Origin of the sequence: Paraburkholderia sp. BR10937, from assembly GCF_040965695.1 — a bacterium.
Taxonomy (GTDB): domain Bacteria; phylum Pseudomonadota; class Gammaproteobacteria; order Burkholderiales; family Burkholderiaceae; genus Paraburkholderia.
Genome location: NZ_JBFRCL010000010.1, coordinates 89,687 through 109,640, shown reverse-complemented (window position 1 = coordinate 109,640; position 19,954 = coordinate 89,687). Strand labels below are relative to the sequence as shown.

20 protein-coding genes are annotated in these 19,954 nt (G+C 61.2%); 7 read left to right on the top strand and 13 right to left on the bottom strand.

All coding sequences use genetic code 11. The features are described 5' to 3' along the window. Positions 1-346 precede the first annotated feature (346 nt). The 3 genes from AB4Y44_RS11010 to phoU form a co-directional block, all read right to left on the bottom strand. Positions 347-1,207, bottom strand: a complete 861-nt coding sequence (locus tag AB4Y44_RS11010; RefSeq protein ID WP_368699519.1) for a hypothetical protein — start codon at positions 1,205-1,207, stop codon at positions 347-349. Then, positions 1,164-2,195: a Na/Pi cotransporter family protein gene (locus AB4Y44_RS11005; RefSeq protein ID WP_368699518.1), complete on the bottom strand. Its 1,032-nt coding sequence runs from the start codon at positions 2,193-2,195 to the stop codon at positions 1,164-1,166. The genes AB4Y44_RS11010 and AB4Y44_RS11005 overlap by 44 nt, the downstream gene beginning before the upstream one ends. 292 nt (positions 2,196-2,487) lie before the next feature. Further along, the gene (phoU, locus tag AB4Y44_RS11000; protein WP_368699517.1) at positions 2,488-3,195 is read right to left on the bottom strand and encodes a phosphate signaling complex protein PhoU; all 708 of its coding nucleotides are present in this window, start codon (positions 3,193-3,195) and stop codon (positions 2,488-2,490) included. Positions 3,196-3,261: 66 nt separating this feature from the next. Between phoU and AB4Y44_RS10995 the strand changes: the two genes are divergently transcribed. Beyond that, positions 3,262-3,678, top strand: a complete 417-nt coding sequence (locus AB4Y44_RS10995; protein WP_368699516.1) for a hypothetical protein — start codon at positions 3,262-3,264, stop codon at positions 3,676-3,678. Positions 3,679-4,043: 365 nt separating this feature from the next. Here the strand turns inward: AB4Y44_RS10995 and AB4Y44_RS10990 are convergent, their stop codons facing one another. Beyond that, positions 4,044-4,976: a LysR family transcriptional regulator gene (locus AB4Y44_RS10990; RefSeq protein ID WP_368699515.1), complete on the bottom strand. Its 933-nt coding sequence runs from the start codon at positions 4,974-4,976 to the stop codon at positions 4,044-4,046. Between the two features lie 194 nt (positions 4,977-5,170). Here AB4Y44_RS10990 and AB4Y44_RS10985 point away from each other — a divergent pair, with 194 nt between their 5' ends. From AB4Y44_RS10985 to AB4Y44_RS10960, 6 genes are all read left to right on the top strand, one after another. Then, positions 5,171-5,944, top strand: coding sequence for a putative hydro-lyase (locus AB4Y44_RS10985; protein WP_342923983.1), 774 nt, complete (start codon positions 5,171-5,173; stop codon positions 5,942-5,944). A gap of 175 nt (positions 5,945-6,119) precedes the next feature. Continuing rightward, positions 6,120-7,418 carry an MFS transporter gene (locus AB4Y44_RS10980; protein ID WP_368699514.1) on the top strand — a complete coding sequence of 433 codons (1,299 nt, stop codon included), beginning with the start codon at positions 6,120-6,122 and terminating at the stop codon, positions 7,416-7,418. A gap of 110 nt (positions 7,419-7,528) precedes the next feature. Beyond that, entirely contained in the window at positions 7,529-11,158 is a 3,630-nt protein-coding gene (locus AB4Y44_RS10975) for a hydantoinase B/oxoprolinase family protein (RefSeq protein ID WP_368699513.1), read from the top strand. An 898-nt stretch (positions 11,159-12,056) separates the two neighbouring features. After that, positions 12,057-12,920 carry an SDR family NAD(P)-dependent oxidoreductase gene (locus AB4Y44_RS10970; RefSeq protein ID WP_368699512.1) on the top strand — a complete coding sequence of 288 codons (864 nt, stop codon included), beginning with the start codon at positions 12,057-12,059 and terminating at the stop codon, positions 12,918-12,920. Positions 12,921-12,968: 48 nt separating this feature from the next. Continuing rightward, a complete protein-coding gene (locus AB4Y44_RS10965; RefSeq protein ID WP_368699511.1) occupies positions 12,969-13,739 on the top strand; it encodes an iron-containing alcohol dehydrogenase in 771 nt (256 codons plus the stop codon). Beyond that, entirely contained in the window at positions 13,658-14,062 is a 405-nt protein-coding gene (locus tag AB4Y44_RS10960) for an iron-containing alcohol dehydrogenase (RefSeq protein WP_368699578.1), read from the top strand. Before AB4Y44_RS10965 ends, AB4Y44_RS10960 begins: the two co-directional genes overlap by 82 nt. A gap of 247 nt (positions 14,063-14,309) precedes the next feature. On the opposite strand, the gene AB4Y44_RS10955 is transcribed toward AB4Y44_RS10960, so the two are convergent. The 9 genes from AB4Y44_RS10955 to AB4Y44_RS10915 form a co-directional block, all read right to left on the bottom strand. Further along, positions 14,310-14,615 carry a hypothetical protein gene (locus tag AB4Y44_RS10955; RefSeq protein ID WP_342923977.1) on the bottom strand — a complete coding sequence of 102 codons (306 nt, stop codon included), beginning with the start codon at positions 14,613-14,615 and terminating at the stop codon, positions 14,310-14,312. 248 nt (positions 14,616-14,863) lie between these two features. Continuing rightward, complete coding sequence (locus AB4Y44_RS10950) at positions 14,864-15,340, bottom strand: DUF3788 domain-containing protein (RefSeq protein WP_342923976.1); 477 nt, start codon at positions 15,338-15,340, stop codon at positions 14,864-14,866. 44 nt (positions 15,341-15,384) lie between these two features. After that, positions 15,385-15,888, bottom strand: a complete 504-nt coding sequence (locus AB4Y44_RS10945) for a YkgB family protein (RefSeq protein WP_368699510.1) — start codon at positions 15,886-15,888, stop codon at positions 15,385-15,387. A 202-nt stretch (positions 15,889-16,090) separates the two neighbouring features. Then, positions 16,091-16,540, bottom strand: a complete 450-nt coding sequence (locus AB4Y44_RS10940; RefSeq protein ID WP_342923974.1) for a GNAT family N-acetyltransferase — start codon at positions 16,538-16,540, stop codon at positions 16,091-16,093. Positions 16,541-16,707: 167 nt separating this feature from the next. Beyond that, positions 16,708-17,178: a pyridoxamine 5'-phosphate oxidase family protein gene (locus tag AB4Y44_RS10935; protein WP_368699509.1), complete on the bottom strand. Its 471-nt coding sequence runs from the start codon at positions 17,176-17,178 to the stop codon at positions 16,708-16,710. A gap of 87 nt (positions 17,179-17,265) precedes the next feature. Further along, entirely contained in the window at positions 17,266-17,685 is a 420-nt protein-coding gene (locus AB4Y44_RS10930; RefSeq protein ID WP_342923973.1) for a cupin domain-containing protein, read from the bottom strand. Positions 17,686-17,739: 54 nt separating this feature from the next. Next, entirely contained in the window at positions 17,740-18,435 is a 696-nt protein-coding gene (locus AB4Y44_RS10925) for a glutathione S-transferase C-terminal domain-containing protein (protein WP_368691651.1), read from the bottom strand. Positions 18,436-18,556: 121 nt separating this feature from the next. Next, positions 18,557-19,102 (bottom strand): carboxymuconolactone decarboxylase family protein, encoded by a 546-nt coding sequence (locus AB4Y44_RS10920; protein WP_266233118.1) that lies wholly within the window; start codon positions 19,100-19,102, stop codon positions 18,557-18,559. Between the two features lie 188 nt (positions 19,103-19,290). Further along, positions 19,291-19,908, bottom strand: a complete 618-nt coding sequence (locus AB4Y44_RS10915; RefSeq protein ID WP_342924053.1) for a nitroreductase family protein — start codon at positions 19,906-19,908, stop codon at positions 19,291-19,293. Positions 19,909-19,954 lie beyond the last annotated feature (46 nt).

Sequence of the window (19,954 nt, the reverse complement as noted above, 5' to 3'; positions counted from 1 at the left end):
TCGCCAATACATTCATTTTCAATGCATCTTATATGGACTGGCTGAGAAATGCCGCTGGGAAGCTGCAAACGCGATGTAATGCCGCAGGTCTGGCTGGCCTCGCGAGGAACCGCGCCAAGCGCGTTCACGCGCGCTTGTACGTTAGCAAAGGTTGTAGCGTGCGATGACCGGCGCAAACCTGGCTACGTGTCTGCGGGGGATGCGGACAGCGATCGCCGCGGAGGTCGGTTGATCCTATGTCGAATCCATGCACAAACTGGCGAGGCCAGCGGTACTCCGGGCAACGCGCGAGCACACGACGGTTGCTCTCTCGTTCATGCTGCCAGGCGTCAGCAGACGCCCGCGGTCAATGCCTTGCGAGCGCAAAAACAACGAGCAGAATGGCGATGAGCGCGGCAAGCCATTTCATCAGAATGACCAGATTTCCCACTTTCTCATCAAGCGCGCGAATCATCGACGTTTCCTGAATGCCGTCGCGCCCGGCTCGCGCATCATCGTCACGTGGACGAACTCCGTCAGCATCGCGAAGCCTGATTCTGGCCTGCTCGAATGCCATATGCGTCACATATCCGGTCGCGACTTCGGGCAAACCAGTTGCATTGACACTGCCTGATCTGAGAAACACGCAAACATCACCATGTGCATCGGCGAGTTTCGGTGAACCCGTATAGAGATTCTTCAGGGACAGCGCGAGTTTGACGTTCGTGAGTCGCGCAGCGTCGATCCCCTCGATGAGGCCCTGCATGCTGCCCGCCGGTACGTGGAACGATGCCCACCACTGTCCAGGCTCCTGCATCTCGTGATCCACGGCGTTGTAGCCAAGTCTGGCTGTACCGAGGGGGGTATCCGAAAACGTGATGCCCAATGTGTCCTGCCACTCGCGAAGACCACGATGATCCCCGTCGTTGAGCTCTCGCACCGAGAACGTGACGTTGACGGCGTGTTGCCTGGTCCACGGTTCTCCGCTTACGCACAGACAACCGTCATCCGGATGCGCGGTTCCCTGTATGTATGTCGCGAGAGTCGATTGCCGCTCTTCCCCGGTGTGTTCCGCCTGTCGCACGATCCTGAGGTCCTGGAGTGTCAGCCAGATCGACCTGGCAGCTTCGTACCGCATACGCACACCGCCGTCCGTCGTACTTTCCACCGTCGGGTAAGCACACTCAGGAATACTGCCCCTGACGTCCGGCGCATTCTCGTCGCACATTGCTGGTCCTGCGTAGACATGGTCTTGCCGTTCGTCCTCTGGTGACCTTGATGAGCGCTGGCATGAGGTGGCCGAGAAGGTTGGCGTACGGGGACAGCAGCGGCAGGAACAGCACGGCCAGGACTACATTGAACAGCGTGTGAAAGTCTGCGACCACGCGCCCGTTGTCGGCGTCCATCGAGACCATGAACCGCCCTATCGGCCCGAGTGCACCGAGCACCAGCGTGGCCCCGATCAGCAGGATGAGCAGGTTGCCCACGGGGAGCCGCCTTGATGCAGCATCATCAGGAACAGCCGATTCGAGCACCGGTTTGATCGCAGCGCCCAGGTTCGCACCCAGCACCAGTGCGAATGCGGTGTCAGGCGGCACGACGTTTCTGGCACAGAGGGAAGCGACCAGCAACACCGCAGCAACGTTTGAATCCGCGGCCCAGCTCAGGCTTGCAGCGAGCAGCACATCCACCAGCGGTACGGTCGATGCGGCACCCAGCAGAACACGCAGGCTGGGCGCGTCTTCATAGTCCGTCATCAGATCGAGCAGCTCGTGCAGCGCGAACAGCATCAGGCCCAGTCCGATGAACGCCCGCCCCAGATCATGCGCCCGCGTGTTCGATGTCCTGCGAAACATCAGCACACCGACCAGTATCAATGCTGGTGATACGGCCGCCACGTCGAACGACAGCACCTGGACGATCAGCGTTGCGCCGACGTTCGTCCCCAGCATGACGGCCAGCGCTGGAACGAGATTGACGCGCCCCTCCGCGGCAAGCCCGGTTGTCATTGAGCCGGTTGCCGATCCGCTTTGCAATACGGCCGCCGAACCCATACCTGCAATGAATGCGCGCCCCCGGTCGTGGAGCGAACGCGCAAGAAGCGACTGGAGCCCTGCACCAAATGCCCGCTGCATGCCTGTCTGGGCCATCTGCGTGCCCAGCAGGAGAAGCGCGATGGAACCGGCCAGATCGATCAGCGTGAATGTCGTCGGCATGCCATTGCTCCTATTGTGCCGCCGTTTTGCCGGTTTTCCTGACACGCGCCGGCGTGGCGCCGCGCTCCATGTTCATGTGCGCCGTGGGCGCCCGCGATGGACACTCTGCATTGTCGTGAAGAATTCTGGTGGCATTGGTGCGCAAGCGCACATCAAGATGGACAGACACCCGGGGCCGTCAGCAAGCGGCCGCCGTCCGAAAGCGAGGATGCCCCCCTACGATCCCAAGTCAAGCGAATGCCCCGCATCACGCATGCGATTGCCGGGGCTTCGCGCTGCTGCTGTGCGCTTCTCAATCATCCAGGGCCTCGCGCTCAAGCCGGTCGCGCGAAATATGGCGGACATCCTTGCCCTTGACGACATAAATGACGAGCTCTGCCAGGTTCTTCGCATGGTCACCGATCCGTTCGATGGCCGACGCAATGGACACGTAGTCGAGCGCAGAAGAGATGATGCGGGGATTCTCCGCCATGTATCCTGGCAGCTTGCGAACAAATGCACGGTACTGCTCATCGATCGCCTCATCTTCATGCATGATGCGGGCTGCCTCAACCGCGTCGAGCCGCGCGAATGCAGCGAGCGCGTTATGGAAGATCGTTCCCGCCATCTGACCGGATGACCGGATTTCCGCAATATTCATGTTCCTGCCCGCAGTGTCATTCGCGATCCGGCTCGCCCGCTTTGCGATCTTGCGTGCCTCATCGCCTGCGCGCTCGAGATTGCTGATCCCTTTGGAGAAGGCCAACAGTCGACGCAGGTCGGACGCGATGGGCTGGCGCCGCGCGATGACGTTGCTGCACTCGGCATCGATCTCGACTTCCATCGCGTTGAGTCGATGCTCCTCATTGACCACCTTCTCGACCAGATCCATGTCGAAGCGGCTGAGCGCCTCCATCGCATCGGTCAATTGGGACTCAACCAGCCCACCCATCTCGAAAAATCTCGACGACAGGTGTTCCAGGTCAGCATCGAACTGGCTGGAAATGTGCTTGTCTGGCATAGAAAACTCCTCCCTTACCAATTTGACGATAAACTGTTTGTACGGTTTGTCAAACCTGAAAAAACCATGAAAACACAGGCTACCAGGGACAGAAGCGGCAAGCGGCCACATGCTTCGCCAGGCGAAGGCACCGGTGCAGCAACAGACAGCGGCAAGACTGCGAAGACTCCACAGACGGCGCCGAAGCCACAGAGCCGAAAGACCGTGCTTGCTGAGGACGCTCCCCAACGCGTTGCCCGACACCGCAAGGAGCATGTCAAACAGGAAAAGGTCGTGCGCGACACCTTCACGATGCCCAGGGAGGATTACGAACGGCTCACGATACTCAAGCAGCGGTGCCTCGATGCGGGCATGGCCGTGAAAAAGAGCGAGCTCGTTCGCGCAGGGCTGCTTCTGCTGGCATCTGGGCCGACGAAACGCCTCCTTACAGCCGTCAAGGCGGTGGAACCCGTCAAGACGGGCCGGCCACCGAAATCGAAGTAAACCGTGCGCGTGGCCTGTGAGTGAGCCCCCGGACAGGTTGCCGGAGAACAGCAGGAACGGTAACGATTTGCGCGTCAGATGTAACCGCGCGGCCACGCGCAACAGTGTTCATCCAAGTGCTCGCGTTTGATGCTGCAGCGCCTTCACCGACGCTGTTGCCGGTTATCCCATCCCTCTGCCATATGAGCTTTCTCAGACGATAATCGTCCGATTACCCCTTGGAGCCCGTACGGGCACCTTTGTGCTGACGCAGGATCCTCCAGAGTTTCTGGGTCCGGCTCTCGCACACCTCACGCAGCGCCTTGAGACTCCGGCATCCTGTGTATTGCCCTTTCACAAGGCCGCCCCTCTCTGCACGCTGCCAGTTACAGAGCCTCAACAAGCCGCTTATCACTCTTCGCACAATATTCATGGCAAGCAGCACGCGCCGCCGTTGCTGCCGCATGAACCTGACGCGACGCGTCGGTGCGCCGCGACATCGACACTACGATTGACGGCGGCGAGGGCCGCAGCGGCAGCTCCACCACCTCTCCGCTCTCGATCAGCGCGTCGACGAACAGCCGTGGAATCGCGGCCACGCCAAAGCCGTCGCGCACGAGCTGCACGATCACCGAAATCGAAGGCGATCCCGTGATGCGCGTCTGCGCGACCGGCACGCCGTTGGCGCGCGCGAGCGTCGTGACGATGTCTTCGAGTGCGCGATGCGGGGCGGTGCCGCGGCCAAACGTGAGGATGGGATGCTCGAGCACACGCTTGGCGAGCCCGCTGCGACCAGTCGGCACGAGGCCCGCGCGCGCGACCCAATGCACCGGGTAGTTCGCGAGCGCATCGCATACCACGCTTGCCTCGTCACTGCCCTCCACGCGAATGATCAGATCGAGTTCGCCCGCCATCAAGCGGCGCTGCAGCACCACGCTCACGTCCACGTTCAGGTCGATGTCGAGCAGCGGATAGTCGGCAGAGAGCCGCGTCATGTACTGCGGCAGCCAGCTATGCACCACCGTCTCGATCACGCCAAGGCGCAGTTTGCCGCGCACTGCGCTGTCGCTCGCCGCGGCGGCCTGCAGTTCGCGCGTCGCGTCGACCACCGCCTTCGCGTAGCCGAGGAGGTACTCACCGTTTGGCGTCAGACGGAAATCGCGGCTCTCGCGGTCGACGAGCACCGTGCCCAGCTCGTCTTCCAGCGCCTTCACGCGCTGGGAAATCGCGGCTGGCGTGGCGTGAAGCTCGGCCGCAGTCGTGCGGAAGCTGCGCAGCCTGGCGAGCGTGACGAAAGTGTCGAGAAAGCGCGTATTCATTGGCCGAGGAAGCAAAAGACGACGCGGCCGGGACAATACAAAACCTTCACAGAATCAGGGAAAACCCGGCGCACTGTTAAGAAATTCTATTCGTCGAACTCAAGAAAAACTAGTTGGCGTCAAAATTTTGTCTTTTCTATTCTTCGCCCTATCCACTGACGACGAGTTCGTTTCACCGCTTTCGAGACCCTGACATGACGCCCTACGAGTTTCGCCACGCCGTGCGCAACGGCACGTTTCGCGGGCCCACCGCCGGCCATTGCGGCGACTTCGCACAAGCCAATCTCGCGATCCTGCCTGAAGCGCATGCGCACGACTTCCTGCGCTTCTGCCATGCGAACCCGAGGGCGTGCCCGCTGCTGGGCGTCGGCGAGCCGGGCGACTACCGCATCGACGCGCTCGGACACGATCTCGACATCCGCACCGACGTGCCCGCCTACAACATCTACCGCGACGGGCGGCTTGCCGAGCGCGTCGAGTCGCTGAAGGACTTCTGGCGCCAGGACTTCGTCGTGTTCGCGATTGGCTGCTCGTTCTCGTTCGAAGCGATGCTCGCCCGCGAGGGCATTCCGCTGCGCCACGTCGAAGAGGGCCGCAACGTGTCCATGTACCGCACGAACATCCCGAACCGCCGCGCGGGCGTGTTCGGCGGAGAACTTGTCGTGTCGATGCGGCCCATGCGCGGCGCCGACGCGATCCGCGCCGTGCAGGTCACGAGCCGCTATCCCGGCGTGCACGGCGCGCCCGTGCATATCGGCACGCCCGCTGAGCTCGGCATCGAAGATCTCGCGAACCCCGATTTCGGCGATCCCGTGACGATCCGCGACGGCGAGCTACCTGTGTTCTGGGCCTGCGGCGTGACCCCGCAGACCGCGCTCATGGCCGCGCACCTGCCGCTCGCCATCGCGCATGCGCCTGGCCACATGCTGATGACGGACATCACGAACACGTCGCTCGCCGTGTGCTGACCGTCATCGTCAGTTAGCGGCGCCGCCGGCTGCGGCGGCACCGCTTCCCCCCTTTCGCGGCACCACGCCGTGAACCGAGGATCCGCGCCGCCCGGAGGGAAGCGTGCGTCCTCGATGCAACCCTGCCCGCCTCGTGCGGCGGTTTCCTCAAGCCCTTTTCGACAAGGAGCGATAGATGGACAGCAAGACCGTGGCGGCGCCGGCCGCCGACATCGAGCAGCCCGGCGGCACCGGCATGTTCGCGTGGTACACGGACACGGGTCCACGCGAGCGTCATGCATTCTGGAGCTGCAAGGTCGGCTACATGCTCGACGGAATGGACACGCAGATGCTGTCGTTCGTGATCCCGACGCTCGTAGCGACGTGGGGCATCAGTCTCGCGGACGCGGGCTTCATCGGCACGCTCACGCTCCTCACGTCGGCCGCGGGCGGCTGGCTCGCCGGCATTCTGTCCGACCGCATCGGCCGCGTGCGCACGCTGCAGATCACCGTGCTCTGGTTCGCGTTGTTCACGGGCCTGTGCGGACTCGCGCAAAGCTACGGGCAATTGCTCGCGGCGCGTGCGCTGATGGGCTTCGGCTTCGGTGGCGAATGGACGGCCGGCGCCGTGCTGATCGGCGAGGTGATCCGCGCACGCGACCGCGGCAAGGCCGTGGGCCTGGTGCAGGCCGGCTGGGCAATCGGCTGGGGTGCCGCTGCGCTTTTGTATGCGTGGATGTTCTCGGTGCTGCCGGCCACCCTCGCCTGGCGCGCGCTCTTCATCGTCGGGCTCGTGCCCGCGCTCCTCGTGCTAGCCATTCGCCGCTATGTCAAGGAACCCGAAGTTTATCGGCAAACCCAAGCCGCGCAGAAGGACAACGGCGACACGCCACGCCTCGTCGAAATCTTCTCGCCGAAGCTGCTGTCGACGACGCTGCGCGCCGCGCTACTGACGACGGGTGCACAGGGCGGCTACTACGCGATCACGACGTGGCTGCCGACATTCCTCAAGACCGAGCGTCATCTCACAGTGATGGGCACGGGCGGCTACCTCGCGACAATCATCATAGGCTCGTACGTCGGCTATCTCTCGAGCGCGTATCTGACCGATCGCCTTGGCCGCAAGCCGAACTTCATCCTGTTCGCGGTGGGCTCAATGGCGATTGCGTTCGCGTACACCTCGATGAATCTGACCAATAGCGCGATGCTGTGGCTCGGCTTTCCGCTCGGCTTCTTCGCGTCGGGCATCTTTGCGGGCATGGGCGCATTTCTCACGGAGCTGTTCCCCACCCGCGTGCGCGGCTCGGGCCAGGGCTTCTGCTACAACTTTGGCCGCGCGATCGGCGCGCTGTTTCCCTTCCTGATCGGCGCGCTCGCCAAACAATATGGGCTCGGCACGAGCATCGGCCTCTTTGCGGTCGCCGCCTACGGCGTGCTGATCGTCGCGGCGCTCACGCTGCCCGAGACCCGCGGCCGCGAGCTCGAGTCCACCTGAGGGCTTGACCTCGCAACCGCACGGATCGCGCCACCTGCTTCGACGCGCGATCCCGCTCTCGACCATCCCCGCTGTTGTCCTTCTTTGCCTTCTCATCTGATTCGACCATCATGTCCGAACCTCACTCGCATGCCGCCCCCGCAACGCCGCGCTGGCAATTCTGGATCGACCGTGGCGGCACCTTCACCGACATCGTCGCTCGCCGCCCCGACGGCACGCTCACCACGCACAAGCTGCTTTCCGAGAACCCGGAGCAGTACCGCGACGCCGCCGTCGCCGGCATCCGCCACCTGCTCGGCCTCGCACCTGGAGAGCCGGTCACGCCGGCCCTGGTCGAGATGGTGAAGATGGGCACCACGGTCGCCACGAATGCGCTACTCGAACGTAAGGGCGCGCCCACCGCGCTCATTACGACACGCGGCTTTCGCGACGTGCTGCGCATCGCTTACCAGAACCGTCCTCGCCTCTTCGATCTCGACATCGTGCTTCCGGAGGCGCTCTACGAGCAGGTCGTCGAAGTCGACGAGCGCGTGAGCGCCCATGGCGAAGTGGTCGAGGCCATCGATCTCGAACGCGCGCATGCCGCACTCGAAGCGGTCTACGCGAGTGGCATCCGCTCGCTCGCGATCGTGCTGATCCACGGCTACCGCTATACCGATCACGAGCGCGCACTCGCCGCACTCGCGCGACACATCGGTTTCAACCAGGTCTCCGCGTCGCATGAAGTGTCGCCGTTGATGAAGATGGTATCGCGCGGCGACACCACGGTCGTCGATGCCTACCTCTCGCCGATCCTGCGCCGCTACGTCGAGCAGGTCGCGGCCGAGATGCCCGGCGTGAACCTGCAGTTCATGCAGAGCAGCGGCGGCATGACGCGCGCCGATTCGTTCCAGGGCAAGGACGCCATTCTCTCCGGTCCTGCGGGCGGCATCGTCGGCATGGTGCGCGCCGCGCAGGCGGCGGGCTTCGATCACGTGATCGGCTTCGACATGGGCGGCACGTCGACCGACGTATCGCACTACAACGGCGAGTTCGAGCGCGTGTTCGAGACGCAGGTGGCCGGCGTGCGCATGCGCGCGCCGATGATGAGCATCCATACGGTCGCGGCCGGCGGCGGCTCGGTGCTGAGCTTCGACGGCAGCCGGCTGCGCGTCGGCCCCGAATCGGCCGGTGCCAACCCGGGCCCGGCGTCGTACCGTCGCGGTGGCCCGCTTGCCGTCACCGACTGCAACGTGATGCTCGGCAAGATCCAGCCCGACTACTTCCCGCGCGTGTTCGGCCCGCATGCGGACGCGCCCCTCGATCGCGACACCGTGGCCGCGCGCTTCGCGGCGCTGGCCGACGAGATCCATACGAAGACGGGCCGTCGGCAAACGCCCGAGGATCTCGCCGAAGGCTTTCTCGAGATCGCGATCGGCAGTATGGCGAACGCCATCAAGAAGATCTCCGTGCAGCGTGGCCACGACGTCTCGCGTTACGTGCTCACGACCTTCGGCGGCGCAGGCGGCCAGCATGCTTGCGGCGTCGCCGACGCGCTCGGCATGACGCGCGTATTCGCGCATCCTCTCGCTGGCGTGCTCTCCGCCTACGGCATGGGCCTCGCCGACCAGACCGCGATGCGGGAGCGCGCCATCGAAGAGGAACTCGATCCGGCCTCGCTCGCCAGCCTGAACGACGCGCTCGACGCGCTCGCCGACCAGGCAGTCGGCGTACTGCGCGAACACGGCGTGCCGGCTGCGCGCATCGACACCGTGCGCCGCGTGCACTTGCGCTATCGCGGCACCGACTCGGCGATCGCAGTCCCGGCCAGTAGCCTCGACGCCATGCGGCAGGCGTTCGAGCAGGCCTATCGCCAGCGCTACGCCTTCCTGATGGAAAGCACGCCGCTTGTCATCGAGCTTGCGTCGGTCGAGGCGATCGGCCGCTCGGATGCGCCTGTCGATGTCGCGCCGCTCGCGAGCCGTACGAACGGCGGCCCGCGCATCGATGCGCAGGTGCGCTTCTACTCGGGCGGCCAGTGGCACGATGCGCCGCTCTATGCGCGCGATGCGCTGCTCGCTGGCGACACGCTGGACGGCCCTGCGATCGTCGCGGAGAAGAACGGCACGACCGTGATCGAGCCCGGCTGGCGCGGTGAGCTGACCGACGCGGGCAACCTCGTGCTGACGCGCGTGGTTCCGCTGCCCACGCGCCGCTCGCTGGGCACCGAGGCCGACCCGGTACGGCTCGAGATTTTCAACAACCTCTTTATGTCGATCGCCGAACAGATGGGGATGCGGTTGCAGAACACGGCGTACTCCGTAAACATCAAGGAGCGGCTCGACTTCTCGTGCGCAATCTTCGACGCAGGCGGCAACCTGATCGCGAACGCACCGCACATGCCTGTCCACCTCGGGTCGATGGGCGAGAGCATTCGCACCGTGATCGAGCGCAATCGCGGCCGGATGCGCGACGGCGACGTGTTCATGCTCAACGATCCGTATCACGGCGGCACGCATCTTCCGGACGTGACGGTCATCACACCCGTGTTCGCCAACGCATCTGCCGAGCCGCTCTTTTACGTGGGCTCGCGCGGCCACCATGCGGACATTGGCGGCATCACGCCGGGATCGATGCCGCCCGACTCGTCGCATATCGACGAAGAAGGCGTGCTGATCGACAACTGGCAGCTCGTTTCGGGCGGCGTGCTGCGCGAGCGCGAGACGCGCGCGCTGCTCGGGTCGGGGCGCTATCCCGCGCGCAACGTCGAGCAGAACATGGCGGACCTGCGCGCCCAGGTGGCCGCGAACCAGAAGGGCGTGGACGAATTGCGCCGCATGGTCGCGCAGTTCGGTGAGAGCGTCGTGCTCTCCTACATGGGTCACGTGCAGGACAACGCCGAGGAAGCCGTGCGGCGCGTGATAGGCGCGCTCGCGGACGGGCACTATCGCTACGCGCTCGACAACGGCGCAGCGATCGAAGTGGCAATCCGCGTTGATGCCGCTGCGCGGCGTGCCGAGATCGACTTCAGCGGCACGTCGGCGCAGCTGCCGAACAACTTCAATGCACCGAAGGCCGTGTGCATGGCGGCGGTGCTGTATGTGTTCCGCACGCTCGTTGGCGACGACATTCCCCTCAATGCCGGATGCCTGAAGCCGCTCACGGTGATCGTGCCGGAAGGATCGATGCTCAATCCGGTGTATCCGGCTGCAGTGGTATCGGGGAACGTGGAGACGTCGTCGGCAATCACGAACGCGCTCTACGGCGCGCTGGGCCGCGTCGCGTCGAGCCAGGGGACGATGAACAACTTCACCTTCGGCAATACACTTTACCAGTACTACGAGACAATTGCGGGAGGCAGCGGCGCCGGACCGGGATACGCGGGCGTGGACGCGGTACAGACGCACATGACGAACTCCCGGCTCACCGACCCCGAAGTGCTCGAATGGCGCTATCCGGTGCGGCTCGAATCGCATCGCATCCGCGGCGAGTCGGGCGGCGACGGGCGCTGGCGCGGCGGCAACGGCGCGATCCGGCGAATCCGCTTCCTTGAGCCGATGACCGCGTCGATTCTCTCGAACAACCGTGTGTATGCGCCGTTCGGCGCAGCAGGAGGACGCGCGGGCGCGCTGGGGCGCAACTATGTCGAGCGGGCCGACGGGTCGATCGTGCCGATCGCGCACGTGGGCGGCGCGCAAATGGCGGCGGGTGATGTGTTCGTCATCGAAACGCCCGGCGGAGGCGGGTATGGGTCCGTTTAGAGCTTTCCTCACGCACAACCGAAATCGCGTCCCGCTCTAGTACCTATGCCACCGCTGGCCGGCCGAGCGCGATACCGTGCTGGACTGATAACCCGCATTTTCAGTCCAGTGTCTAAAACCGCAGGAAACCTGTCACCGCGGAAACGCGCCCGCCTTCGATGGCGTTGTGTAGTGCTCCGTGACCGTGACGTCGTGAAGTCTTCGAAGCGCAATGGCGATGAGCCGCACGCAATCGAGTCTCCCTTGTGGAGCGCATTCGCGCCGACCGCATCCGGCAGTAGTCGGCCATGAACGGACACTGGGCGTCGGTTCCGCGCGGACATTCGAACGGCGGCACCGGCCCAAGTAACGGACACTTGCTACCGCTTCCCAAAAAATTACCTGATGATCAGCACAACCATCCCATGCGGTTATTGCGCCAGGCGCGCGGCGTCATGCCGAAACGCCCGACGAACCAGTTCGTGAACGTCCCCTGATTCGCATATCCCACAAGGCCCGACACTCGTCCGATCGGAAAGCACGAGTTGCTCATGAAGCGCACGGTGAGTTCGTACAGGACGGCTAACTCTCACTAGTCTTCCGTGGTGAGCGGGCGAAGCGGCAGCGAACATACGCACGCGAAGAGTCGTCGGCCAAGATCTGAGGTAGACACTCGCTCGGCAACACAATGCCGGGTTCGCAAATCGGCGCCACGAAATATCCGTAGAGCGTTACGACGTTCATTGTTGCATCGCCGCGCATTCGGACTGGTCGGGAACGATACGCCTGACGAGGCAAAAGCCGATTATGCGAAATTCAATGGGTCTGCCTCCGTAGCATGACTCGAGCAAAACAGTCCCCGGAACTCCCGAGGCGATTCAATCGCAAATTTGCACGTCGCCAAGCATGCGTTTTATGAATGCTCGCCAACGAAAAATGTCGTGCAGGCTCCCTGCACCGTACCGAATCCTGCTCGGCTATCCTCATTCCCGGTTCGTATCTCAAACTTAAGAAGGAGACAACAATGTTCGACCTTTCAGGAAAGGTGGCGGTCATTACGGGTGGAGCGAGCGGCATTGGGCTCGGCATCGCTCGCGGCATGGTTGCGGCTGGTGCGCGTGTTGTGCTGATTGGTCGCGATCGATGGAAGGGCCGTGCTGCAATTGAATCGCTGTCAGGCGGTAGTGCAAACGGCCATTTCATTCAAGCCGACATCACGAATCAGGGTGAGTGCACTAAGGCAATCGAGCAGGCCGAGCAGCATTTCGGTTGTCTAAATATCCTTGTAAACAACGCTGGCATGAATATCCGCAAGCAAGGGCACGAGCTAGGCTCCGAGGAATGGCACCAGATTGTCGATACGAACCTGAGCGGCGCGCATTTCTGCGCTCAGGCTATTCATGGTGCGTTCACGCGCGCAGGTGGCGGCAAGATTATCAATATCGGCTCGATGCTCTCCCTGTTCGGCACGACCTACGGTTCGGCCTATGCGGCCAGCAAGGGCGGAATCGTGCAGCTCGGCAAAGCATGGGCTGTTGAATGGGCACCTCATAACATTCAAGTCAACACGTTGCTGCCTGGCTGGATCGAAAGCGATCTGACCGCCGAGGCGAAACGGCTTTTCCCTGACCTCGAAGCGGGCATCTTGAGCCGCACGCCTCAGGGGCGCTGGGGCAAGCCCGAGGACCTTGCTGGCATTGCAGTGGCGCTCTGTTCAAGCGAATGCGACTTCGTGACTGGCGCGGTCATTCCGGTAGACGGCGGATATTCGGTTCAAGGTTAGCCGATTCTTTTTGACGCTGCCATATCAAATACAAAGGAGACACCCAGCATGTCCAGCGCTTATGCCGGGCCCGGAAAATATATCCAGCGCGCGGGTGAGATCTCGCGCCTTTCACAGCACGTTGCACCATTGAGCCGCAACGTGCTCGTTCTGATCGATCCGTTTCTGTTCGAACGCTTCAGCAGTTCACTACAGCGCGATCTCGAAGGTCAAGCTGTCGGTACATCTGGAGAAGCTCGGCGGCGAGAAATCGCGCGCGTGGCCGCAATCGCCAGAGGCAAGGAAAGCCAGATTCTCGTAGGCGTCGGCGGGGGAAAGACAGCAGACACCGTCAAGATTGTGGCATTCGAAGCCAACGCGCGGACCGTCATCGTTCCGACGATTGCGTCAACGGACGCACCGTGTAGCGCTGTCGCCGTCCGCTATACGTCTGAGGGCGTATACGAGGGGTCCACGCGGCTGCCTCGTAATCCCGATCCGGTCGTAGTGGACACCAGCATTGTGGCGAGTGCGCCAGTACGCTTTCTCGTCGCAGGAATCGGCGATGCGCTATCGACGTGGTTCGAGGCACGTATGAACCTGGAGTCGCGAACGAACAACTACGTCGCGGGAGGGTTCCCTCCGACAGCTGCTGGTATTGCCATTGCGCGAGCCTGCCACGATGTGCTGATGCGAGACGGTCTGAAGGCAAAGCAGGCGGTCGAAGCCGTCTCTGTACCACGGCAGTCGAAAACGTCATCGAAGCTAATACGCTGCTCAGCAGTATCGGCTTCGAGAACTGCGGATGCTCCGCAGCACACGGCATGCATGGTGGACTGACTGCCCTAAGCGAAACCCACGGCATGCTGCACGGCGAGAACGTCGCGTTCTGGACGCTATGCCTGCTCATGCTAGAAAATCGCCCGATCCAGGAAATCGAGGAGATGATCCGGTTCTGCGAACAGGTCGGGCTTCCTACGACACTCGCCGAACTAGGGCTGACCGGCGACCTGCGGTACTACGCGAACCGGATCGCCGAGGCATCGCTCGCTGAAGGAGAATCTACCCACGCGTGTCCCGTCGATGTTTCCGTGGCCCTCGTGAGTGATTCGATACTCGCGGTCGACGCGACGACGACGCGGATGCGGGCGGCGAGACACTAGCGCCTGTTCACATTCTCACCTGCTGGCCAAAGGCGCACACCAGCTGCGCCTCCTCCGGCCTGCGCTTGCCGCAGTGGCTCAGCGCCTTATTTTCGTGCGCCCCCCGCGCCGCTGGCGGCAAATAGCGCTCGCATGGTACGGAGTCGCTGTGGAAAACATCAGAGTGCGGACACCCCGTTCCACAGCGCCGCTACATCCGAGTCTTTGCAACTCAATCCGGCTATCAAAGCCTAAGGCGCCCCACCACTTACCCACGAGCACTGATTTTTAGCGTATTGGCAGCTGCCGAACTCATCTCTTCGTTGGCCACGAATACGATAAGTGCATCTCCATCATTGAGCTTTCCAATCTGTGCGCGCAGTCGCTCGTCGACGCGCTCAATGGAATCAAGAACCACGATTCTGATTTCACCACGCGTCTGGATGTCGTCAAGGTCACTCAGTCTGGTGACACCATCCCCATAGCGAATATCGACGAGAACCTCTCCGCATGGGAAGCTGCATATGCGAGTTTGGCTGTTGGCTCCGGGGTTGGAAACAAGCTTCTGGGGCATGGTAGGTATCTCAAGTTCTGGCGTATCGCCTTTCATAATCGACGACGGGAGAAAACGCTCGCGACGGTTTGGCCCAACTCAGCCGGAGCCCAGATTTACGTGCACCTTGGTGATTTTTACGCAGGTATCCGCGTGAGCTTTGCGTGCCGGTCACCGACGGATGATCCACAGAAATTTATATGAGGTGCGGAGCGAAAGCGCAAACAGGCGGTGCGCAACAATGCAGCCACCGCCCATGTGATACCGAGCTACAACCCGCGAAAAGGTGTAAGCGTGGGGCGTTTCATCCTCATGAGTTCTGTCACCTCAACTCGGTCATCCACCGACAGGATTGGGATTGTCATCCATTTCCCGTCATGATAAGTCCGGGATTCGTCGTACTGTTTGACCAGCGGCGGACTCCAGAAGTAACGCCTTTCTTCAAACTTCTCTCTTTCGGCCCGGCCTAAGACGACCAATACGGACAACAGCCTGTATGCCGGAAACAGACTGCAAAACGCCCTGTTCTCCTTGTAGCGCAGTGCCCAACCACGCTTCTTGCCGCCATATATCCAATCCGGCGTGAAAACATTGGGGTAAAACTCGTCGATCCAGCTTCGCAGCTCGCCCCAATGTTCGAACGCCTCCGGACCCAACCAGTCGCGGAGAGTACGCTCATCCGGATGCGAGGATTTGTCAGAAATTCTGTCGCCTAACTCAGCGCTTCGTGCGGTTCTGCTTTCCATTCTTCATCTCCTCAGCTTGTCCGGATATTTAACTTTCCATCAACTCACCGCCGTGCGTCGCCGTGCGAAGTCCGGAGCGACCCCAGCAAGAGCGTCAACGATGCAGCCAGCAGGACGAGGTCTTTAAGCAGGAACTGGCCGGGCAACGCCGAAATCGCAGGAAAGCCACCTGCAGTCGCTTCGGCGACGCCAAGGGTGCTCAACATGAAGGTAAGCGTAATCAGATAGGTAGCGGCCGACATCGCAGCGCCCAACGCAGAGAAAAAGGGCTGAATCGATCCAATAATTAGAGCGACCGCCGTCGACAGCTCTAGCAAACCAATCACATCACTTGCCCCTTGAACACCGAACGCGGAATTCAACCAGCCCATGATAGGGCTATTCACGATAAACGGCGATATTCCGGTCGCTTCATAGTGGGTGAACTTCATTGCACCGAACCACAGAAAGATTACGACAAGCGCCCACCTGAGCAACGAGAGGCCCGCTCGAGATCCAGCGCTCCGTTCTGCGATTTGAAAGCGAAACTGATTTGTACGAATGCTCATTTAGATTTCCCGATTCAGTATGTTGAAGGGTTTTTTACCGATTCACAGCTCTACTTTTCCGATAGCGACTACGGGACTAACTTCGACCGAAATAGTCCCGGAAACGTTAGACACACTGGAGATCCGACCCGACGCCACCCCTTATTTCCATCCAGCTCGCAACGCCTCGCTGGTCTCCAGGTAAAGGCTGGACAAGTGAGCTTCACTTGAACACCTTCCGGTACTGTATAAAGCCAGAGCGCTCTCCCACGGCGTCGTAGAGGAGCCTGCCTGGATAGTTCGTTTCGTGAGTCAACCAGTGCACCCGAGGAGCTTTTCGAAGTTTCGCAGCCGCGTACACATGTTCGATCAGTGCGCGACCAATGCCACGCCCACGTGCGTCAGGTGAAACAAACAGGTCCTGCAGATAGCAGTAGTCGGCAGATGTCCAGGTCGACCTTTGATAGACCGTGTGCGCGAAGCCGCAAGGTTGACCGCATGTCATGGCGAGCACCGCGTGCATCGGTTCGTTGGGGTCGACGAAGCGCTCCCAGGTGTTGCGCGTCACAGCATGCGGGATATCAACCTTGTAAAACCGCTGATAGCCTTCCCAAAGTGGCAGCCACATATCGAAATCGCTATTTTCGATGGCTTTGATCTCAACTGATTGCATAGAGTTCTCCCGAAGTCCTATGGCAGTAAAGCGATGAAGCGCAACCGTGACCAAACCACAGCATCAAGCAATACGATCATTCACAATTAACTTCAGTCTCATGGGCAATTTCTTTCCTCCGGTCGCGAAGGCGTGATTCGATCGAACCGCAGGTTGACATTTAAAGTCTATTCCCCGGTTAAGCGCATACCGTACTTCCGACGGTACGTACTCTGTATCTCATCTTGACTTCGAGGAGGCTCGGCAAAGATGTGCGCAGGGGAGAGCAATGAAGACATCGAAGTAACATCAATCCTGACGACGTGTTCGACTGGATATTCAGGCCCGTTGCTTATACGAACCCAGTCCGCGATCGTTGAGTATTCGTCACCGTCAGGCGGCAAAATGAACGCCTTTCCTCTGAACCGGTAACCACGCCTCAGGAACACGTCGACTACGTTGATCTCGACGGCGGCGTTGGCATTCAAATTCCTCAACGTCCCGGGCGACGCGATATCGGCGAAGTAGAGCTTGCCATTCCTGACCGTTAAGGAGGCCTTTGGCGAAAGATTCGGCGTCCCATCCTCATTGACCGTCGCGACGAACGACAGTATTGCCCCTTTTATGATCGCTTCGGCGTCTGCGGTGATGTCAATCATGGATTCACTCGTCTGAAAGGACTTCCTGCGCATTAAGAAAAACTCTCCAGTGGCTCGCAGGATTCGTGTTTGTCGGAAAAATTCCCGCTATCTGAGCGGCGTGGTCAGCGCTTTGTCGTCCGTGTCGACGACAAACACGGCAAGCAATTTCGCGGGCTGCGTTTTGCTCGCGTTTCGGCTGATTGAATGTATAGCGCCGGGCGGTTCTGACCAGCTCTCACCCGCTCGATAGATGCGGGTTGGGCCGTCATTCACCTTGGACTCGACAGCGCCCTCGATCACGTACGCGTAAATGAATGCCGATTTCGCGTGGGTGTGAGGAACAGATGCCGCGCCGGGCGCGTACGTAACTTCCAGTACAATCAGCGATTTGCCGGGGACGTTGGGAATCGCTGCGTCGAAATTCTTCGTGACGGTTTGTCCGTCACCGTCGTGAGCTTCCGCGGAGTCGGCGGCCATCGCAGCTAGTGCAACGAAGCTGGCAATGATGATGTTCCGTATCTTCATGGTCTTTTCCTTCTGCGTGTCAGCGAGGCTATGCGGCTAACTGCCCGGCCTGATTCAGGCTGATGGCATCTCGAGGCCGCGCTGCACAGCAGGGCGTGCGAGACCGCGATCGAACCAACGCTGGACATGAGTGAAGCGATCGAAGCCGACAAGGTCGCGCGCCTCGTAAAAGCCAATCAAGTTACGAACCCACCCGAGCAGAGAAATGTCGGCAATACTGAAGTCATCGCCCATCACCCAGTTGCGTCCGGCAAGCCGAGTGTCGAGCACGCCGAGCAAACGCGCGGCTTCCGACGCATAGCGGTCGCGCGGGCGCTTGTCTTCGTAGGCTTTCCCGGCGAATTTGTTGAAAAAGCCGACCTGTCCAAACATGGGACCGACACCACCCATCTGCCACATCAGCCACTGGATCGTCTCAAAGCGAAGCGCTGGGTCCGTGGACAAGAGCTGCCCCGTCTTGTCGGCAAGATAGAGCAGGATCGCACCTGATTCGAACAATGCGATCGGGCGGTTCCCGGGACCGTCTGGATCGAAGATCGCCGGAATCTTGCCGTTCGGGTTGAGAGAAACGAAAGCAGGTTCCTGGTTTTCGTTCGCCAGGATGTCGATACGATGGGCCTCGTACGCCAGGCCCGTCTCCTCCAGCATGATGCTGACCTTCACGCCGTTGGGAGTCGGCAGTGAAAAGAGCTGGAGCCGGTCGGGGTGTTGCGCTGGCCAGCGCGTGAAGACTGGATGCTGAAGGGTCATCTTTTTCCTTGATCGGGGACGGCCAGCCATTTAACGAAACTGGCTGACCGTCCCCGCGAATGGTGCCCCCAAGAACGTCGCTCTCGGGGTTACCAACGTCATGGGCGTCGCAGTCTCGAGCTCAGATCGAACCGGCCGGCGTGACAGCGGGGAAATCCATGTCCGGATCGAACACGTTATTGAAGAAATTCGTCAGGGAATACATGGCCACCAGTGCGACGATTTCCATCACGTTTGCATCCGTGTAGCCCGCTTCGCGAACTGCGTTCAGGTCGGCGTCGCCCACCTTCCCACGGGTTTCGATGACCTTGCGCGCGAACTGGACAGCCGCATCGCGCTTCGGATCGGCGGCGTGGCCTTTGCGCGCGAGGATGATTTCTTCCGCCGGCAGTTTCGCCAGATGCTCAGCGGTGAAACTGTGGACCGTCAGGCAGTAGTTGCAACCGTTCACTTCGGAGACTGCCAGGCCGATGCTGTCGCGCGTCTTCACATCGAGCGCCTTGCTCAGGGAGCCGAGCAGGTAGGCCCAGGCGTTGAACGCGATCGGGCTTTGCGCGAACGCAGCCATCATGTTCGGCGTGAAGCCGATGTTCTTGGCGAAGCCATCGAGCGTTGCCTTCGATTCGGCGGGTACTTGTTCCGGCGTAAGAATGGTGGTACGGGTCATGATAGGATCTCTGATTAATTCGTACTACTTATTAAGAACGGTTCATTTTTGAACCCTTCTCTCGGATTGCTTCGTGCCCGGGCGCGGGTCGAAGCCGTTCAGGACTTCAGTTGAGCGTCATCTTGCCTACGACTACCCTTTTCGCGGCTGGCTGGTCCTTGTACGTAGTGAACACTCCAGCAACCCGCTTAGACGAGGTCGAGAACTTCGTCCACGGGACGGCGCGGCTTTTGCGCCCAGTTGCCTTGACGCTCGGCTCCGACAGCGAGCAGAAGCGCGGGCACTTCGTCATCGGCCAAGCCGAATTCGCGATGAACCGCCTCAGCGTCGAAGCCGATCATCGGCGTGGACCCCATACCCAGCGAGCGGGCAGCGTAGATCATTGCCGACGCGCCGAACGTTGCCGTGCGTACGGCTTCGTCGCGACGACGCTGCGGATATGCCATATATAGTTCGCGTGCCGGGGTCTCCCATTCCGACACCATCGTCGCCGGCATCACGCCTGCTTCGACCAGCGGAGCCAGGCGATCCGGAATCACGCTGGTGTCGACCAGCTGTCCGCAGATGATGAAGGTGACTGCCGCGTCAGCGACAGCCGGCTGGCTCCAGGCAAGCGGAAAGAGCTTGGCCTTCGCTGCGGGCGTGCGCACCGCAATGAAGCGCCAGTTCTGCAGATGAAAGGACGTCGGTGCGCTGGTGGAGATCCGCACCAGCTCGCGGATCTGGTCGTCGCTCAACTTCGCCGACGGGTCGTAATACTTCGTGGCGCTACGGCTGACGATACAGTCGATGACTGCGTTGGTCATGGTCGTCCCGCTGTTCAGGGTGGTTTCGCTGTTCATGATGATTCCT

What these genes read in the sequence shown, in the direction of transcription:
- AB4Y44_RS10975 (WP_368699513.1), top strand. Translation starts at nt 7,529, where the DNA reads ATGTCCGAACCTCACTCGCATGCCGCCCCCGCAACGCCGCGCTGGCAA.
- AB4Y44_RS10920 (WP_266233118.1), bottom strand. Translation starts at nt 19,102, where the DNA reads ATGACCCGTACCACCATTCTTACGCCGGAACAAGTACCCGCCGAATCG.
- AB4Y44_RS10980 (WP_368699514.1), top strand. Translation starts at nt 6,120, where the DNA reads ATGGACAGCAAGACCGTGGCGGCGCCGGCCGCCGACATCGAGCAGCCC.
- AB4Y44_RS10945 (WP_368699510.1), bottom strand. Translation starts at nt 15,888, where the DNA reads ATGAGCATTCGTACAAATCAGTTTCGCTTTCAAATCGCAGAACGGAGC.
- AB4Y44_RS10965 (WP_368699511.1), top strand. Translation starts at nt 12,969, where the DNA reads ATGTCCAGCGCTTATGCCGGGCCCGGAAAATATATCCAGCGCGCGGGT.
- AB4Y44_RS10935 (WP_368699509.1), bottom strand. Translation starts at nt 17,178, where the DNA reads ATGATTGACATCACCGCAGACGCCGAAGCGATCATAAAAGGGGCAATA.
- AB4Y44_RS11010 (WP_368699519.1), bottom strand. Translation starts at nt 1,207, where the DNA reads ATGTGCGACGAGAATGCGCCGGACGTCAGGGGCAGTATTCCTGAGTGT.
- AB4Y44_RS10990 (WP_368699515.1), bottom strand. Translation starts at nt 4,976, where the DNA reads ATGAATACGCGCTTTCTCGACACTTTCGTCACGCTCGCCAGGCTGCGC.
- AB4Y44_RS10970 (WP_368699512.1), top strand. Translation starts at nt 12,057, where the DNA reads ATGCTCGCCAACGAAAAATGTCGTGCAGGCTCCCTGCACCGTACCGAA.
- AB4Y44_RS10955 (WP_342923977.1), bottom strand. Translation starts at nt 14,615, where the DNA reads ATGCCCCAGAAGCTTGTTTCCAACCCCGGAGCCAACAGCCAAACTCGC.
- AB4Y44_RS10940 (WP_342923974.1), bottom strand. Translation starts at nt 16,540, where the DNA reads ATGCAATCAGTTGAGATCAAAGCCATCGAAAATAGCGATTTCGATATG.
- AB4Y44_RS11005 (WP_368699518.1), bottom strand. Translation starts at nt 2,195, where the DNA reads ATGCCGACGACATTCACGCTGATCGATCTGGCCGGTTCCATCGCGCTT.
- AB4Y44_RS10930 (WP_342923973.1), bottom strand. Translation starts at nt 17,685, where the DNA reads ATGAAGATACGGAACATCATCATTGCCAGCTTCGTTGCACTAGCTGCG.
- AB4Y44_RS10915 (WP_342924053.1), bottom strand. Translation starts at nt 19,908, where the DNA reads ATGACCAACGCAGTCATCGACTGTATCGTCAGCCGTAGCGCCACGAAG.
- AB4Y44_RS10925 (WP_368691651.1), bottom strand. Translation starts at nt 18,435, where the DNA reads ATGACCCTTCAGCATCCAGTCTTCACGCGCTGGCCAGCGCAACACCCC.
- AB4Y44_RS10950 (WP_342923976.1), bottom strand. Translation starts at nt 15,340, where the DNA reads ATGGAAAGCAGAACCGCACGAAGCGCTGAGTTAGGCGACAGAATTTCT.
- AB4Y44_RS10985 (WP_342923983.1), top strand. Translation starts at nt 5,171, where the DNA reads ATGACGCCCTACGAGTTTCGCCACGCCGTGCGCAACGGCACGTTTCGC.
- phoU (WP_368699517.1), bottom strand. Translation starts at nt 3,195, where the DNA reads ATGCCAGACAAGCACATTTCCAGCCAGTTCGATGCTGACCTGGAACAC.
- AB4Y44_RS10995 (WP_368699516.1), top strand. Translation starts at nt 3,262, where the DNA reads ATGAAAACACAGGCTACCAGGGACAGAAGCGGCAAGCGGCCACATGCT.